This window comes from Chitinophaga filiformis (genome assembly GCF_023100805.1).
GTDB classification, from domain to species: domain Bacteria; phylum Bacteroidota; class Bacteroidia; order Chitinophagales; family Chitinophagaceae; genus Chitinophaga; species Chitinophaga filiformis_B.
On sequence record NZ_CP095855.1, the window covers coordinates 406,119 to 421,867 of the forward strand.

Annotated in this window: 10 protein-coding genes; 2 read left to right on the forward strand and 8 right to left on the reverse strand. The window is 48.4% G+C overall.

From position 1 onward, the window contains the following. Positions 1-182: 182 nt before the first annotated feature. The 8 genes from MYF79_RS01755 to MYF79_RS01790 form a co-directional block, all read right to left on the reverse strand. The gene (locus MYF79_RS01755; protein ID WP_247812277.1) at positions 183-1,619 is read right to left on the reverse strand and encodes a phytoene desaturase family protein; all 1,437 of its coding nucleotides are present in this window, start codon (positions 1,617-1,619) and stop codon (positions 183-185) included. Positions 1,620-2,333: 714 nt separating this feature from the next. Beyond that, positions 2,334-3,818 carry a hypothetical protein gene (locus MYF79_RS01760; protein WP_247812278.1) on the reverse strand — a complete coding sequence of 495 codons (1,485 nt, stop codon included), beginning with the start codon at positions 3,816-3,818 and terminating at the stop codon, positions 2,334-2,336. Positions 3,819-3,828: 10 nt separating this feature from the next. Further along, positions 3,829-5,175 (reverse strand): DoxX family protein, encoded by a 1,347-nt coding sequence (locus MYF79_RS01765; RefSeq protein ID WP_247812279.1) that lies wholly within the window; start codon positions 5,173-5,175, stop codon positions 3,829-3,831. A gap of 37 nt (positions 5,176-5,212) precedes the next feature. Further along, entirely contained in the window at positions 5,213-6,544 is a 1,332-nt protein-coding gene (locus MYF79_RS01770; RefSeq protein ID WP_247812280.1) for a RagB/SusD family nutrient uptake outer membrane protein, read from the reverse strand. A gap of 22 nt (positions 6,545-6,566) precedes the next feature. After that, positions 6,567-9,698 carry a SusC/RagA family TonB-linked outer membrane protein gene (locus MYF79_RS01775; RefSeq protein ID WP_247812281.1) on the reverse strand — a complete coding sequence of 1,044 codons (3,132 nt, stop codon included), beginning with the start codon at positions 9,696-9,698 and terminating at the stop codon, positions 6,567-6,569. A 29-nt stretch (positions 9,699-9,727) separates the two neighbouring features. Continuing rightward, positions 9,728-10,945, reverse strand: coding sequence for a sulfite dehydrogenase (gene soxC, locus MYF79_RS01780; RefSeq protein WP_247812282.1), 1,218 nt, complete (start codon positions 10,943-10,945; stop codon positions 9,728-9,730). A 43-nt stretch (positions 10,946-10,988) separates the two neighbouring features. Then, on the reverse strand, positions 10,989-11,564 hold the full coding sequence (locus tag MYF79_RS01785; RefSeq protein WP_247812283.1) for a c-type cytochrome: 576 nt from the start codon (positions 11,562-11,564) through the stop codon (positions 10,989-10,991). Positions 11,565-11,770: 206 nt separating this feature from the next. Continuing rightward, the gene (locus tag MYF79_RS01790) at positions 11,771-12,022 is read right to left on the reverse strand and encodes a hypothetical protein (protein ID WP_199653913.1); all 252 of its coding nucleotides are present in this window, start codon (positions 12,020-12,022) and stop codon (positions 11,771-11,773) included. Between the two features lie 943 nt (positions 12,023-12,965). Here MYF79_RS01790 and MYF79_RS01795 point away from each other — a divergent pair. Both MYF79_RS01795 and MYF79_RS01800 read left to right on the forward strand, forming a co-directional pair. Continuing rightward, positions 12,966-14,462 (forward strand): sensor histidine kinase, encoded by a 1,497-nt coding sequence (locus MYF79_RS01795; protein ID WP_247812284.1) that lies wholly within the window; start codon positions 12,966-12,968, stop codon positions 14,460-14,462. A gap of 53 nt (positions 14,463-14,515) precedes the next feature. Beyond that, positions 14,516-15,220, forward strand: a complete 705-nt coding sequence (locus MYF79_RS01800; RefSeq protein ID WP_247812285.1) for a response regulator transcription factor — start codon at positions 14,516-14,518, stop codon at positions 15,218-15,220. Positions 15,221-15,749 lie beyond the last annotated feature (529 nt).

Genomic DNA, 15,749 nt, shown 5'->3' on the forward strand with positions numbered 1-15,749 from the left:
ATTGATCTTTATGAAACATAGATTGATGTGAAGTTTTCTCGTGGTCTGACATTGGTTGATATTGCGTACTCACAGAACGGGTTACACACGTACGATATACGATCTCACTAATATAGCATGCAATGACAGGCAAAGCTGTCAATAGATATCAAATGGAATGTTAACAGAAATTAAAGCATTGATCATTTCAGGACGATGCCAAAAACATCCTTCAGTGCCTTCTTTGCGGCATGATAGCCACACATACCGTGAATACCGCCGCCGGGAGGCGTGGAAGAAGAACATACATAAATACCTTTAGCTGGTGTGGTATAGGGCGACCATCGCATGGCAGGTCTTGTATAGAGTTGTGTGATATCGAGTATACCACCATTAATATCTCCGCCGATGTAATTGGGGTTATAGGCTTCCACATCTGCAGTGTTCATGACATGCCTGCCGATAATGAGATCTTTAAAACCGGGCGCAAAACGCTCCACCTGGTTCTCAATAGCGGCTGTCATATCTTTTGTAGAACCATTTGGCACATGGCAGTAAGCCCAGGCGGTATGCTTGCCCTTCGGAGCACGTGTATCATCAAAGATACTCTGTTGCACAAACAAGGTATAGGGCTGATCAGGATGATGCCCATCCACAGTGCGTTGTTCGTTGGCAGCAATTTCTTCAATGGTATTACCCAGGTGCACCGTGCCTGCTTCCCTGCAGGCTGCTGCTGTAAATGGCGTTGGTCCCTCCAGCGCCCAATCAACTTTAAACACACCCATACCATAACGGTAGCGTTGCAACTGCCATTTGTAAAACGAGCTAAATCTGTCGCCCGCTATCTTCAATAACTGGCGTGGTGTTACATCCAGCAATACTGCCTTTGATGGCGGCAACTCCTTCAGTGTATTCACATAAGTACCCGTCACAATCTCGCCACCCAGTGAAATAAAATAATCGCCCAAAGCAGTAGCCAATGCCCTGGCCCCGCCGCGGGGCGCTGGCCATCCGCCTGCATGACTGTTCAGCATCAGCACCAGACCAATAGCTGCCGTGGCAATATTTGTCAGGGGTTGAATAGCATGTGCCGCTACGCCCCCGAATAAACCACGGGCTTCTTTCGTTTTAAAGCGTTTAGCCAGCTGCATGGCCGAAGGCAATGCCTTCAGTCCGAATTTTGCTAATGTCAGCGGATGCTTTGGGAACTGTAAAGGTCCCAGTATATCTTCCGTCAATCCTTTAAAATCTTTCAGCAAAGGCCGGAACAACTGTTCATAACTCCCGCTGTCCATCCCAAGCAGGCCTGCAGTTTTTTCCAGTGATGGATATAAAGCGGCTGCCGTGCCATCATCAAAAGGATGCGCTGCATCGACCGCAGGATAGCGATAAGACAATCCAAATTGCGCCAGCGGTAACTGGCTAAAGAAAGGAGAAGTAACTGCCATGGGGTGAATGGCAGAACAGATATCATGCATAAAACCCGGCAGCGTCAGCTCTTTTGAGCGCAGGCCCCCGCCTATTTCATCTCTGCCCTCTATCAGCAAAACAGATAAACCCTGCTGCTGCATAGCTATAGCTGCTGCCAATCCGTTAGGTCCTGATCCGATGACGATGGCGTCATATCCGTTTTTATGCATTGCGTTTATTTGAAAATTAGGGACCAACAATTACGACCCGGGGATTATTACCCGATCCGGGATTATCACCCCGTTCCCGGGGTTATCACCCCACCCGGATTATCCCCCCGCACCCGGGGTTACCACCCCGCGCTACAAACACTGTGGCTCCTGACGGAGCCTATCGGTGTTTTGTTGCCCGGATGATTGATTCCGTGATTTACGCCCGCCGGTTATCATCCAACCCCGGGAGACACCCCACCCGGGGGTTAGCACCCCGCGCTACAAACACGGGGCTCCTGACGGAGCCTATCGGTGTTTTGTTGCCCGGATGATTGATTCCGTGATTTACGCCCGCCGGTTATCATCCAACTCCGGGGGGGACACCCCACCCGGCACCCCGCGCTACAAACACGGGGCTCCTGACGGAGCCTATCGGTGTCTTGTTGCCCGGATGATTGATTCGGTGATTTACGCCGGCCGGTTATCATCCAACCCCGGGGGACACCCCACCCGGGGTTAGCACCCCGCGCTACAAACACGGGGCTCCTGACGGAGCCTATCGGTGTTTTGTTGCCCGGATGACTGATTCCGTGATTTACGCCCGCCGGTTATCATCCAACCCCGGGGGACACCCCACCCGGGGTTAGCACCCCGCGCTACAAACACTGTGGCTCCTGACGGAGCCTATCGGTGTTTTGTTGCCCCGGATGATTGATTCCGCGATTGAATATATTAATACTGACCTGCTTCCAGCTTGCTGGGTGAGAGCAGGTACTGCTTATCTACTTTGTCTAAAATTACGTAAATCGAATCTTTATTCTGATCTAAACCATAAAGAATGATCCGTGTATCACTGGGTCTTTCATAATGTAATACAAATGGAGGGTCTTTCTTCTTACTGGTATTCGGACGATCAGTTGCATTACGCCGCTGCCGTTCCCGGCCCTGGTTCGATGCACTTCTGTTCTTGTCCCGCAGCGAAAGTTCCTGCCTTACTGTGTCAGCCTCATAATAGAAGAACCTCCTTCCGCCGGCAACACCCGCCAGTTCAAAATTACGGTCTATATCATTTTTCGGGGAACCACCGCCATTGCTGAGGTCCAGCCACACCGGCCTGTTCACCTGGTAAGTGAGGGTAGACCATTTTTCGAAAGTTACATTTTGCCATCTTACCGAATCCAGTGGCGAATAAGGGATCACCTTGTTATTCAGCCGGAATTCAGTCACATTGTAATAACCACGCGTACCGGTCAATCCTTTTTCAACAGGTTGCTTGTAAGGATCATACAGAAAGTTCCACATCTGCAGGTAAAACAGTATAAATACGAACAGGAGGAAAGTAACTCCCTTCAGTGCCCAGCGTCCATATTTCTGCCATGCCTTGCTGAAGCTGGGATAATAATGCACAGGTACTGTATAACGTTCCAATACCAGCAGGTTGTAGATCTTTGGAATATCATATGCCAGTACGAACATTCCCAGCAATACAAAGTAAGAGGCATATATATGCACACCGCCATCATAAGCAAAATTCACAAAAGTGATATTGGCCAGCGCACCTGCCAGCAATACAGCGCCAATAGCGGCTGTACCCCGGAAGAATAACAGTATACCTGCCCCTACTTCCACAATACCCGCAAATACCTGGTACCAGGGCACAATGCCGATCGACAACCAGTAGATCTTCTGTGCAGTGAAATCGCCGAAATTGGTATGCAGGTTAGAGATAGACGGATAAGGCATCTGCACCGGAAACAATTTGGTATAACCAAACCCGATAATACCTATCCCTGCACGATAACGCACTATCACCCGCAGCCAGTAGTACAGCAGATTGTACTCCAGCCTTTTGCGGTCAAATAAACTCCAGATCACCGCTCCCGCTACGGCTATTGCCAATGCCGCCACCCAGCTGGCGTAACTGGCAATTCCCCAGCGACCGCTTTCTGAGTCTACATTCCAGAGGTTAGGCTGAAACCTCGCGATATCATATACATCACGATACTTCAGATGCACCCAGTCCATTGTGAAAAGGTGTGTATACCAGTTCCAGCTGGTAGGAATGCTCATGATCACAAAAAAGATAAAGGCAATACGGAATGCCCATCTTTGATATACCTTCCAGGGCTTTGGCGGTACAGCAGCAGCCTGGTTTACAGTATCCGGCGCTATCGGTGCTGCCTGCGCTATGGCAGGTGAATTAGCGATATCAGACATAAGGTTGATTTTAAAGTTTAAGCGGTTTACGGCGACCTTCTATCAATGGATATTTCCTGTTGAGCTTATCCAGCACTACATACACGGAGTCCTGCTTTTCATTGATACCGGAAAGAATGATCCGGCTGCTGTCGGGCCTTGTATAGTGCAGCACCAGTTTTTCCTGCTGATGATACCTGTTCTTATTCTGCAGGTATAATACCTGTCGGGAAGCATCAATGCCATAGCTATAGTAATGCCTGCTCACCGCGCCTGCCAGCTCATAATTCCTTTCCTGATCTTTTGCATAGATCTCTTCCGTATTTGCCAGGTCAGGATGCACATAGCGGTTGGAACGGATACTGAGCGTAGCCCATTTCTCAAACACAACATCTTTCCAGCGCAAAGTGTCTGTCAGTGAATAAGGCAGCTCCTGGTTATTGACGCGGAACTCCGTTACGTTGTAAATACCTGCGGCATCTGCCAGTCCGGGCGTTTCCGGGTACTGGTAGCCATTATGCTTATAGCTGGCATAGGTCTTATATCCATACAGCCCTACGAAGAAAAAGATGAACAGGGTTTTCAATACCACCCTTGCACTGCGGTGCCATGGCCGGGCTAAATAAGGCCTTACCGTATTGGGAGCGGTAGGCAATTCCAGTGTCAGCAAATGAATGATACGCACCGCATCATATGCCAGTAAGAACAGCGCCAGTATCACCAGGTAGAAGCTATATACATATTCACCACCTTCATAGGCAAGATTGGACATGAATACATTGCCGGTAAATGTAATGATGATGCCTGCACCGATAGTTGCTGTTCTTCTGCTGAACAGTAATAGCCCTGCGCCTGTTTCTACCAGTCCCAGGAAAGTTTCCATAGAAGGCACTACGCCCGTGCTCATCGCAAAGATCTTCCAGGCCGACAGGTCGCCGTACTGGGTATTTAACTGGCTGATGGAAGGATAGGGCAATTGTTGTGGGAACAGTTTGAGCAGTCCGTAAGCGATAACACCTATCGCCAGGCGGTAGCGCACGATGACGCGCAACCAGTAATACAGCTGGTTATATTCCCTGCGCTGCCTGTCCAGGTAAGTCCAGATCAGTGTACCTGTCAATGCGATAAAAGCAATGATCCCCCAGTCTGCAAAGCCGCCAAAAGGGCTATCAGAGGGCAGCAGCTTAGGCGTATACCTCGCGAGATAAAAAATATCTCCGAAGCCCGATCCTCCCCAGTGGACGTGGAACAGGGTACTGAAATATTCCGGGGCCAGCGGAATACACTGGATAACGAAATAGATGAAAAAGAAACGGAAAAGGATCTTCCAGGATGCTTTCCACGCCTGCGGTGGTAATAAGTTTGCCGGATGTGCCATACCTGCAATGTTTATGTGATGAAATATCGGATAGTGTTCAATAACCGGGATTCGGATCCAAAGCCTTGTCAGCGCTCAGTTCCACGGCAGGAATAGGCATCAGGTACCGGCGCTCGTCTGTTAGACCCAATACGGTTGCGGCCCGGTTCGTTCTCACCAGGTCATACCAGCGGTGCGGTTCAAAGGCAAACTCCAGCCTTCGCTCGTTCTCTATTGCCAGCAGAATATCGCCCTGTGAAATAGCGGTACTGGCTGTCAGACCGGCCCTGTCCCGCACAGCGTCGAGGTCTGCCAGAGCGCCTTCCAGGTTGCCCTGTTGCGCCCTTGCTTCAGCACGAATGAGGTACTGCTCTGCAATACGCAGCACATAAGCAGGATCTGTTGCAGGGCTGCGGTAATAGAAGTTGCCATACCATAGTCCCTGGTTGGTAATGGCCACTGCGGCCTTACGGTTGCCGCCAACAGCCCGGTCATTGATCAGCGCAATAAAGGCGTCATTGGGCGCCCATTGACGGGTACCCCCGTTTGCAGGGGGTTGCCAGTACCCCCTGTGCGCATTCACATTGTTTGCGCTGTAGGATATTTCGAAGATGGATTCGTTTGTGGCCACCACGTTATTGGCAAAAAAGGCGCTATAGGGCTTTATAAGGCTATATTTTGCGTCGGCTATCAGTTTTGAAGAGTAGGCCTCGGCCTGCTCCCAATTCGCTCTATAGAGGTAAAAACGGGCCATTAATGCCCATACGGTTTTCCGGGTGGCACGGTAGCGGTTAGTTGTTTCCGGCAACAAAGGCTCTGCCGTCTGCAGGTCGCTCAGTACCTGTGCGTATGTCTGCTCCAGCGTACTCCTTTTAAGCCCTTTCGTATCGTTGATGTTGGTGGTAGCTTTCAGCACCAGCTGTACGCCTCCCCAGGTACGGGCCAGGTCAAAATAAGCCAGTGCCCGTATGAAATAGGCCTCGCCTGTCAATGCATTCTTTTCATCCTGTGTAAAGGTGGCATCTGCCACGGCGGGTACTTTACCGATCACCTGGTTGGCCCTGTTGATGGTGGAGTATATTCCTGCCCAGACAGTGGCTACATTGGCGTTATCGGCCTTTACATTGTGTGAAATGAACTGCTGTATCACCGACTGCGATCCTGTCCACTGTATGTTGTCGCCCGATAAATAGCCGATGGTCTGAAAAAGGGATCCATAATAGGCATCGTCCCCCAATTCACGATACATACCTCTGACAGCCGTTTGTGCGGAGGCTTCGTCAACAATGGTCGCATCATCCGAAACGGAGTCACGGGGCTCGACATCCAGGAAATCTTTGCAGGCAGAGAGCAGTAATACAAGTGGTAATATGCGGATAAGTATTTTCATGATATTCTTCGTTAAATGTTTCCTACAATGTCACGTTCAAACCAAACTGCAAAGTGCGGGACTGTGGCGGCGTACCCAGGTCTATACCCTGTACCGTCTGTGTGGCGGTCACATTTGCTTCGGGATCAGGTCCTGTGTATTTGGTAAGCAGCCACAGGTTATTCCCGGCAAAGTAGACCCGTAAGGCATTCAGATGCCAGCGGCTGGTCAGCGACTTAGGCAGTGTATAACCTACTGTCAGGGCCTGCAGCCGCAGGAAGGAACCATTCTCGATAAAACGGCTGTTCTGTTCCAGCGTGTAGTTGTTGCCTGCTTTCGTCAGGCGGGGTACGTCGGTGAAATCGCCTTCCTTCTGCCAGCGTTTCAGCTGACTGGCAAACAGTACCCTGTTCGCATCGCGGGTACCGCCCCCTTCTCCAAAGAAGCGGTTCAGGTTCAACACCTTGTTGCCATACTGGAAGTTGAACTGTACAGATGCATCGAAGGCTTTCCAGGTGAAGCTGTTATTGATACCGCCGAAAAATTTGGGCAGGGCATTCCCCACGATCTGCCTGTCGGCTACCGTGATGCTACCATCTCCATTCACATCCTGGAATACGGCATTACCGGTTTTAGGATCTACATATTGTTGTTTGTACATCCAGAAGGAATACATGGAATATCCCTGCTGCATCCTGATCCAGTCACGGTTGTACTGCGTGATGGGTACCGGCAGCTTTTCCACCTTGTTCACATTGCCGGAAATGGTGAAAGAGGTATTCCAGGTAAAATCTCCCTGCTTGATATTTTCAGAGCGGATAGCCACTTCATACCCCTTGTTGCCGATCTCTCCCGCATTGGAGTAATAGGTGGTATAACCGGTATTGGAAGGAACGGGAAGCTGGAGCAGCACATCCGTAGTCTTCTTTGAATAGACATTCACTTCCAGCGATACACGTCCATCCAGGAAACCTGCGTCCAGTCCCAGGTTGGCCTGTGTGGTCTTCTCCCAGCGCAGATCGGGGTTGGCGAGTTGTAATGGCGCGGTGGCTGCTTTGTCTCCTCCGCTTTCAGCGTCAGGATAGCCGCCGGCGCCCGTCCACAGGCCGCGGGCTGCATAGTCGTTGATGCCGCTCTGGTTGCCGGTCACACCATAGCTGGCCCTCAGTTTCAGGTCGCTGAGGAACTGTACATCTTTCAGGAACTGCTCTTCCTTCAGCCGCCATGCTGCACCCACTGCAGGGAAGTACCCCCAGCGGTGATTACTGCCAAAACGGGAAGAGCCATCGGCACGAACGCTCAACTCGAGGTAGTACTTACTGTTGTAGTTGTAATCAACACGGGAAAAGAAAGAGGCAAGTGTTCCCTGCGTCCATGTCTGGCCGGAGGTACGCGTGGATGCGGACGAAATATCCTTATAGGCATTGTTCGGGAAACCTGTACCCTGGGCGAAAGTCCTTCCCAGTGTATTCTGCTGGATAGTATTTCCCACTACGGCGCCAAATGAATGTCCGCGGCCCAGTTTCTTACGGTAGGATAATGTCTGTTCATTGATCCAGGTACTGTTCTGTGTAATGGAAGATGTAGCCAAGCCATTGGCAGGCGCTGCGCCCAGCTGTGTTTTATCATTCCAGTATTCGGATTCATCATAGTTGTTATAATCCACACTCCAGCTGGTACGGAACTTCAGGTCGCGCAGTATTTCCGCTTCTGCATATACGTTGCCGATATACCTCAAACTGATCGTATGCACATCGTAGTTATTCAGCAATACCTGCAGGTTGTCGAAACCGGCCCAGCGGGCAGGTGTGCCATCAGGATTGGTTTCCGGCAGATAAGTGGGTGTATGCAAAGCAGACTGCAGCAAGCCACCCTGCGGCCCGTCGCCCGCGCGGGCCTGGTTCCTGTAGGAACGGGTAATACCATTGCTCACGCCTATCTGTACCCTGTCATTGATCTTATGGTCAACGTTCAGTTTCAGGCTGGCCCTTTCAAAGAAAACGGGACGGATATTGGCTTCCTGTTTGGTATAACCGGCGCCGATGTAGAACTTCGTCTTTTCCGAACCGCCATTCAGCGACAGATCATAATTAGCCAGCTGGCCGGTGCGGAAAAGTTCTCCCAGCCTGTCGTAGGTTTTCTGCTCTTCCGGTAGTCCGCGGCCACCTTCTGCAACAGGACGGAAAGGCCTGTTGGCAAATGTCTGGTTCAGGGAAGGATTGTCTATGCCTGTATTGATCCAGTATTCATTGATCAATGCAGCATGCTGAGGCCCTGTTGTTAAATCCCATAATTCCGGCGCCTTTGCAAAGCCATGCGATACATTCACATTGACCTTCGTACGCTCGCCGTAATTCCCCCTTTTGGTAGTAACGATCACAACACCATTCGCGCCGCGTGAACCATAGATAGCAGTGGCGCTGGCATCTTTCAATACTTCTATACTGGCAATGTCTGCCGGATTAATGTCCGCAATAGGAGAGGTGGCACGGCCACCGGTGCTGACAGTCTGCAAACTGGTATTATTCACAAACACCCCGTCCACCACATACAAAGGATCATTGCCTGCATTAATGGAAGTTGTGCCACGCACGCGTACAAATACACCATCTCCCGGCACACCGGTGTTGGAGTTGATCTGCAGGCCTGCGGCCTTTCCCTGCAGCTGGGCGTCAAAGCCTGCCACAGGTATATTCTTCGTTTCAGCAGCGTTGATGGTTGATACGGAACTTGTCAGGTTACGGCGTTCCTGTGTACCATACCCCACCACCACTACTTCGCTGAGTTTCTTATCGTCTGTTTCAAGTTGTACATGGAGGGGAAGGTTTGCAGCCACCTTTACTTCCCGTGGTTTGTAGCCGATATAGGTAAAAATAAGTACGGCATCTGCAGGTACATTTAATTCGAAAGAACCGTCTATACGTGTGAGGGCGCCCCGTTTTGAGCCCTTTACTATTACACTTACACCGGGCAATTGCTGGCCGTTTACATCTGTTACCTTTCCTTTTACGGGAACATCTGCCGGAAGATTGCTGGCAACAGCATGTTTAGCGGCTGCTGGCAGCGCCGCCCCCCATATTTCCGGGCTTCCCAGTACGGCGGGAATAAGCAGGAAACCCGCATTTCGCGCAAGTCTGCGTATCGCAGGAACATGCCCATAGTCGAAGAACGTCATATAGCTGATTGGTTTTTATGCTGATAATTCTATTTCCATTTCTCAGGACTATACACCACCTGCCCATCCCGTCTGATCAGCCATGCTGTAACAGGGTTAAGATGATATCCTGTACCGATACCACGTGCAGCGATCAGTTCTTCCAGTGAAGGTTGTACATAGCCTGTTTCATCAATAGCGCGGCTCATAATAGCTGTGGTGTCCCCGTCCCATTGCCATAGGTATCTGAAGTAAGTATGTGCCTTGTCTAATACAGGTTCCTGCAGGCGCGCAGCGTTCCAGGTCTTTCCGGCATCTGTGCTGATCTCTACCTGGCGGATCTTACCGCGCCCGCTCCAGGCAAGTCCCCTTATTTCCACCCATCCTTTCTGCAGCTGTGCAGGGTACGCAGGATAAGTGATAATTGAGCGGGCATCCATCGTAAAACTGAACTGCCGGATCTTGCCATCTTTTACAGGTTCTGTGTATTTTGATGTCTCTTCTCTCGTCATGAAAGGGCCGTCCGACAATTCAATACGCCGTATCCATTTCACACTGGTGTTGCCTTCCCACCCCGGCAGCAGCAACCTTGCGGGATATCCCTGCTGGGGGCGAATGGCCTCCCCATTTTGTGCATAAACGATCATAGCATCTTCCCAGCCTTTACTGACGGGAATGCTGCGCGTCATCACTGCTGCGTCTGAACCTTCTGCCAGGAACCAGCTGGCCTTGGGATGCACACCTACCTCTCTGAACAGCGTGGACAACATCACGCCGGTCCACTCACTCTGGCTGGTGAGCCCGCAGATGTCCTGCGGCGTTATGTTTTCTTTGTCCGGTTTTCTGAAATTGCCTGAGCATTCAATGAAGCAGATCCTGGATACAGATGGAAACCGCTTCAGATCGGCGAGTGAAAACACAGTCGGCTTGTCCACCATACCATGTATCATCAATTCATAGCTGTTGGGATCAATAGCAGGCACCCCCGCATGATGCCGTTCAAAATGCAGGTCTGATGGCGTGATCATGCCATAGAGATCCTGCAAGGGCGTCTGTGAAGAAGTGAGAGAAGGCTTTCGCTGCGGATGCTCAAACGGAGATCTCGTACCCAGTACACCGGGCAGCGGTCCCACTTGTTTGGTAGGATCCACAGCCGCCTCGGGAATACCTGTCTGAACCATTTTGCCAAAAGATGACTCTACCAGCACCACAGCAGCTGTGGCAGCACCTCCCAGCAAAAGGCGACGACGCGTCATCTTTTGACTCATATTAAGTTCTATTTCGAATTACAGTTTTGTACGACACATATGGTTATTCATATGGTCCGTCCCCTCCTTTCCTGCTGTCTGTGACATAATATTTCCTGGCAGGCATGACTATGCCAGGTAAGGTTTTCGCATTGATGACAGCATCTGCGTCAATCAGTTTGTTGGCATGTAAGAGCCAGGCTGTGACGCTGTAAACTTCATTATCTGACAGTGAGCCAGGCGCATTAAAAGGCATTGCACGACGCACATAGTCGAAGATGGTGGTGGCATATGGCCAGTAATTGCCAATAGCCTTCACACGTTTGGGCGCCTGGTCGAAAGGCAGTGCATCTGCAGTATCAGGCGCTACAAGTATGTTGTATGGTCCTTCCACACCGGTAGCACCATGACAGGAAGCACATTTCCCGGCATAGATCAAAGCGCCATCCTGTACAGTACCACTACCCGCAGGTAGTCCGACGCCGTCCGGACGAATAGCAATAGCTTTAGCGGCTATCTCTTTCTCCGTAGCAGGCCGGCCATATCCGAAATGTTCCGGCATAGCTGCATTACGGCGTTCACAGGCAATCATAAGGGTCCCTGCAACGCAGGCCCAAAATGGCATTCGTAGCTTAAACATCAGATAACTGAGACTTGGATTCTTGGTTGATTATAATGCGCAGAGTGTAACCTTACCGGTTACTGCATTTAGTCTCTTGGTGGGAGCACAATGATAATCGATGCAAATATATGCAGTTCATTTTTAAAAGTCTACTATTTGTGTAGACTTTTATATGAATGGTAATATTGGAGTCAAAATGAGTGGGTATATGAAGAGAGCAAATATTAATGTTCCATCATATCCAGTATGTCTGTCCAGATGATGCGGGCAATCTGTTCACTTTCAATAGTCTTCACCCTTTCATCCGGAGTGATCATACGATCATCCTGCCAGTCTATTTCTTCAGGCATAAAGTCCCTGAGAATATTTCCGCTGGTAATTACTTCGTATGTTGTTTCCTGAGCAACATCGTCTACAGTGATCGCTAGCTGATACGATCTACCTTCGATATAAACTGTTATTGTACGCCTTTCCATAACAAACAATTAAAACAATCAATTAATAAGGAGGTCATACCATGGAATCACTCCATGGCAGATTAATTAGAGAGCATAAGTTTGATATATTTATTTACTGGCTGCTGACTGCCCGGGGTACACTAAAGTTGTCACTGTTCACTGTCTGATCTGCTACTGTTCCCTTTACACTTATCTTCTTCGCCTCTTGCCCCCTGCTCGAATACTTCTTCATAATCTCACATTTAAATGGGTTAGTAATAAGCTGACATACTAAATAGAACAAATTATTTGCCAGTATGTTTTTAGGAGTGGGGATGTGGAATAATTCTCCCCAACTCCAAAGCCTTGAGGCGCTCTACGGGGTAAAAAATGCGCGTTATGTATGCGCCAGAGCGGGTTATGCTCCTTGTCAACCCACCATAAACCAGCTTAAAATCATTGAAAATCAGTACATTTACAGGAAAAGCTCATCCATATGACGGGAATGTAGGGGCAAGCCCGGCTATATTGGCATAATAGGAATTGTTTCGATCTGCAACTTCCAAAAATTGGAGTATTTTTCCATATGCGGGAAACATATGGCCCGGCATCTTATACCGCCTGTGAAATTGTTCCTTTCCACCAGGCAGTGGTACGTGCTCGCTTTTTATAGCTATTATAGCTATCTTCCCTGCATTTAAATTAACGGGTTAACAACCTACAAGCCGCACACTATGTACAGCCTGTAGTTTGTTTCATCTCTAAAGATGGCTGAGTACTTATTTCGTGGTAATTAGCACAAAGGTCCCGCAGGACTTGTCTGTATCTGAAGATCCGGCAATTGATCATGCGATTGTTGAAATAATATGCCGGTAACCGAAGATAGCAAAGCATCTGTAGAAAAGTTGTAAATGGAAAGCAAACGAAGTGTAAACAATCTTAAACAGATTGTGAATAAAAGTTAAATTTCCAATATTTAAATATGATTAGAAAATTATGGAGTTTACTGAAACTGCCATCTGAAAGAATATATTTGTCTTTCAGGAATTTTTTGATGAAGCATCCCTTTAAGATCTATATAACAACGTCTATCGTCTGCTTTCTTGTTTTAGCGCTCGTTCAGTTTATTCTGGTCTACAATACCTATGATCTGCTTAACAGGCGTTTCTACTACGAGAAAAAAAGTAAGATCAATGACGAATACAGCAAGGCGATCACCAATGATAAGTTATATCCCGGGGGACAAGCAATCATAGACAGCGTCCTGGTGCCTGAGCTCAGAACATTGGAACAACTTTACAATACCGACACCACTAAATTCCAGGTATATTCTCAGCAGTTATTAAACAAAATATTCCACCGGCTTATAAAGGGGCAGACGGTCGACAGCCTGATGCAGCAGATCCGTAAAAAAGAAAACATCACTGACTCACTGCGATATGCGCTGAACATTTCAAAGATCGATATGATGACCGGCAACAGACAGTATATCACTATCTACGACAGCCGGAAAAAATATGAACTGATAGACGATTCCCTGCAATGGTCTGACGGCATCCGCATTTATGGTGATCTGAAGAACCCTGATGAACGTAGCCAGGTGGCCAGACTGAATGTCAGTAACCCGGCGCCTTATACTTACGCCATGGCCTTCAGCTTCCATGCTGAACCTTTTAACCGCCGGCAGATGGTATTCAGGCAGATGCGCCTCATGCTCACCATGTCGCTGCTGTCCATGTTAGCCATTATTTTATTATTTTTCATCACCATGCGGAACTGGATAAAGCAGAAACGCCTTTCAGATGTTAAAACTGATTTTATCAATAACATTACGCATGAATTCCATACACCGCTGTCGGCCATTATGGTAGCCAATAAAAACATTCAGAACGAAAAGATCCTGGACAATAAAATGGCTATCAAGTCGCTGTCAGACGTCATAGAGCGGCAGTCTCACCGTTTGAAACTGCTGTTCGGACAGGTGCTGGACCTTGCTACGGTAGATAAGCTGTTCGTACAGAAAAAGCCGCATCATCTGAATATGCTGGTGAGTGAGATCCTGACCGACTTCAGTATCAAGTTCTCTTCTTCCAATGTGCAGATCGCGTTTACGCCTGCGGAAGAAGACCTGGTAGTGAACCTGGATAGTTTTCATTTTACAACCTTAATGTTGAATATACTGGACAATGCAGTGAAGTATAATCTCCAGCCTGTCAAAGACCTGGTAGTGTTGATCAGCAATGACAGGGAGAATATTTACATTACGGTCTCAGACACCGGTATCGGCATGTCCAGGGAAACGCTCAAACATATTTTTGAGAAATTTTACAGATATCAGAAAGATCTGACGCAGAACACAAAGGGATTGGGACTGGGGCTGCATTATGTGAAACAGTGCATAGATGCTCATCAATGGAAATTAAAAGTAGACAGTGAAGTAGGAAAAGGGACTACATTTGTAATCGTGATACCTGTATAATAATTTTTGTAAAAACGTAAACACGTCGCTGCTTCAAATTAAAATTGAAAGCCATGAGACATCGTATTTTATTAGTAGAGGATGAAGCAGATCTGGGTAATGTAGTAAAGCAATACCTGGAGCTGATGGACTTTGAGGTAAACTGGCAACAAAGCGGCAGTGATGCGTTGGAAGACTTCAAAAGAGCTCCTGAACGCTATCAGATACTGCTGATCGATGTGAACCTTCCCGGGATGAACGGATTCGAACTGGCCGAACACGTCGTAAAGATCAATAACCAGGTACCATTTCTTTTCCTGACCGCCCGCGGAGAAAAAACCGACCGCCTGAACGGCCTTAAAATAGGGGCTGACGACTATGTCGTGAAGCCCTTCGATGTGGATGAGCTGGTACTGCGCATCCGTAACATCATCAAACGCAAACAACCCGTGGTAGCGCCGGAAGTTGTAAAGGCTAACAATGTCATCACCATAGGCAATACACAGCTATTTGTTGATTCCCTGAAACTGATCACAGAACAGGGCGATGAAATAGTGCTTACACCGCGTGAATGCGATCTCCTGGTATTGTTCTTCCACAATGTGAACCGCGTCATAAAACGGGAAGAGATCCTTACCAAGGTCTGGGGCTCCAACGACTATTTCGTTGGCCGCAGCCTGGATGTGTTCATTTCCAGGTTCAGGAAATATTTCCAGCAGAATCCCAGCATCAGCATCAAGAACGTATACGGGATCGGATTTGTGTTCAATGTGAAATGATCATACCGGATACAGACGCTTCACTTTCCACTGATCTGCACAATGCTCCGGTGAATTACACCTACGGGGGATATCTGCAGCCAACAGACGTATACTATACAAAGAACTTGTTTCAGTCATTCGCTTAGTAGCGCAGGAGCCGCTATAGCGCCCGCCTCAGTAACGAAATACCTGTTTATTTAAACGCGCTGATAGCGCGGAATTTTTGGGAAAATGCGGGTAAACACAAACGGGATCAACCAACCTATTTACCGGCTTTTTTTCTGATTACATCACAAAGCTAAGTAGAAAAATGATGCGGGAAATACGCATTTTTCACATCCCTCAACACCACACAATAAATTGATTAACAACTATTTAAACTAAACTCCACTGAAAGATGCTCCGATGAGGGCCAATCTGTTTTTTCTCCAGGCAACAAACCCGGTTCAGGATTTACTTTACAGATGATGATAATTTCATCATGTGCCGCTACTTACCCGCACCTCTATTCCTTAGATGTTCGTTTGAGATTCGATTGAGATAGCTT

Bases quoted from the DNA above. Each gene is read 5' to 3' on its own strand.
- MYF79_RS01755 (WP_247812277.1), bottom strand. From the start codon at position 1,619: ATGCATAAAAACGGATATGACGCCATCGTCATCGGATCAGGACCTAAC.
- MYF79_RS01760 (WP_247812278.1), bottom strand. From the start codon at position 3,818: ATGTCTGATATCGCTAATTCACCTGCCATAGCGCAGGCAGCACCGATA.
- MYF79_RS01765 (WP_247812279.1), bottom strand. From the start codon at position 5,175: ATGGCACATCCGGCAAACTTATTACCACCGCAGGCGTGGAAAGCATCC.
- MYF79_RS01770 (WP_247812280.1), bottom strand. From the start codon at position 6,544: ATGAAAATACTTATCCGCATATTACCACTTGTATTACTGCTCTCTGCC.
- MYF79_RS01775 (WP_247812281.1), bottom strand. From the start codon at position 9,698: ATGACGTTCTTCGACTATGGGCATGTTCCTGCGATACGCAGACTTGCG.
- soxC (WP_247812282.1), bottom strand. From the start codon at position 10,945: ATGAGTCAAAAGATGACGCGTCGTCGCCTTTTGCTGGGAGGTGCTGCC.
- MYF79_RS01785 (WP_247812283.1), bottom strand. From the start codon at position 11,564: ATGTTTAAGCTACGAATGCCATTTTGGGCCTGCGTTGCAGGGACCCTT.
- MYF79_RS01790 (WP_199653913.1), bottom strand. From the start codon at position 12,022: ATGGAAAGGCGTACAATAACAGTTTATATCGAAGGTAGATCGTATCAG.
- MYF79_RS01795 (WP_247812284.1), top strand. From the start codon at position 12,966: ATGATTAGAAAATTATGGAGTTTACTGAAACTGCCATCTGAAAGAATA.
- MYF79_RS01800 (WP_247812285.1), top strand. From the start codon at position 14,516: ATGAGACATCGTATTTTATTAGTAGAGGATGAAGCAGATCTGGGTAAT.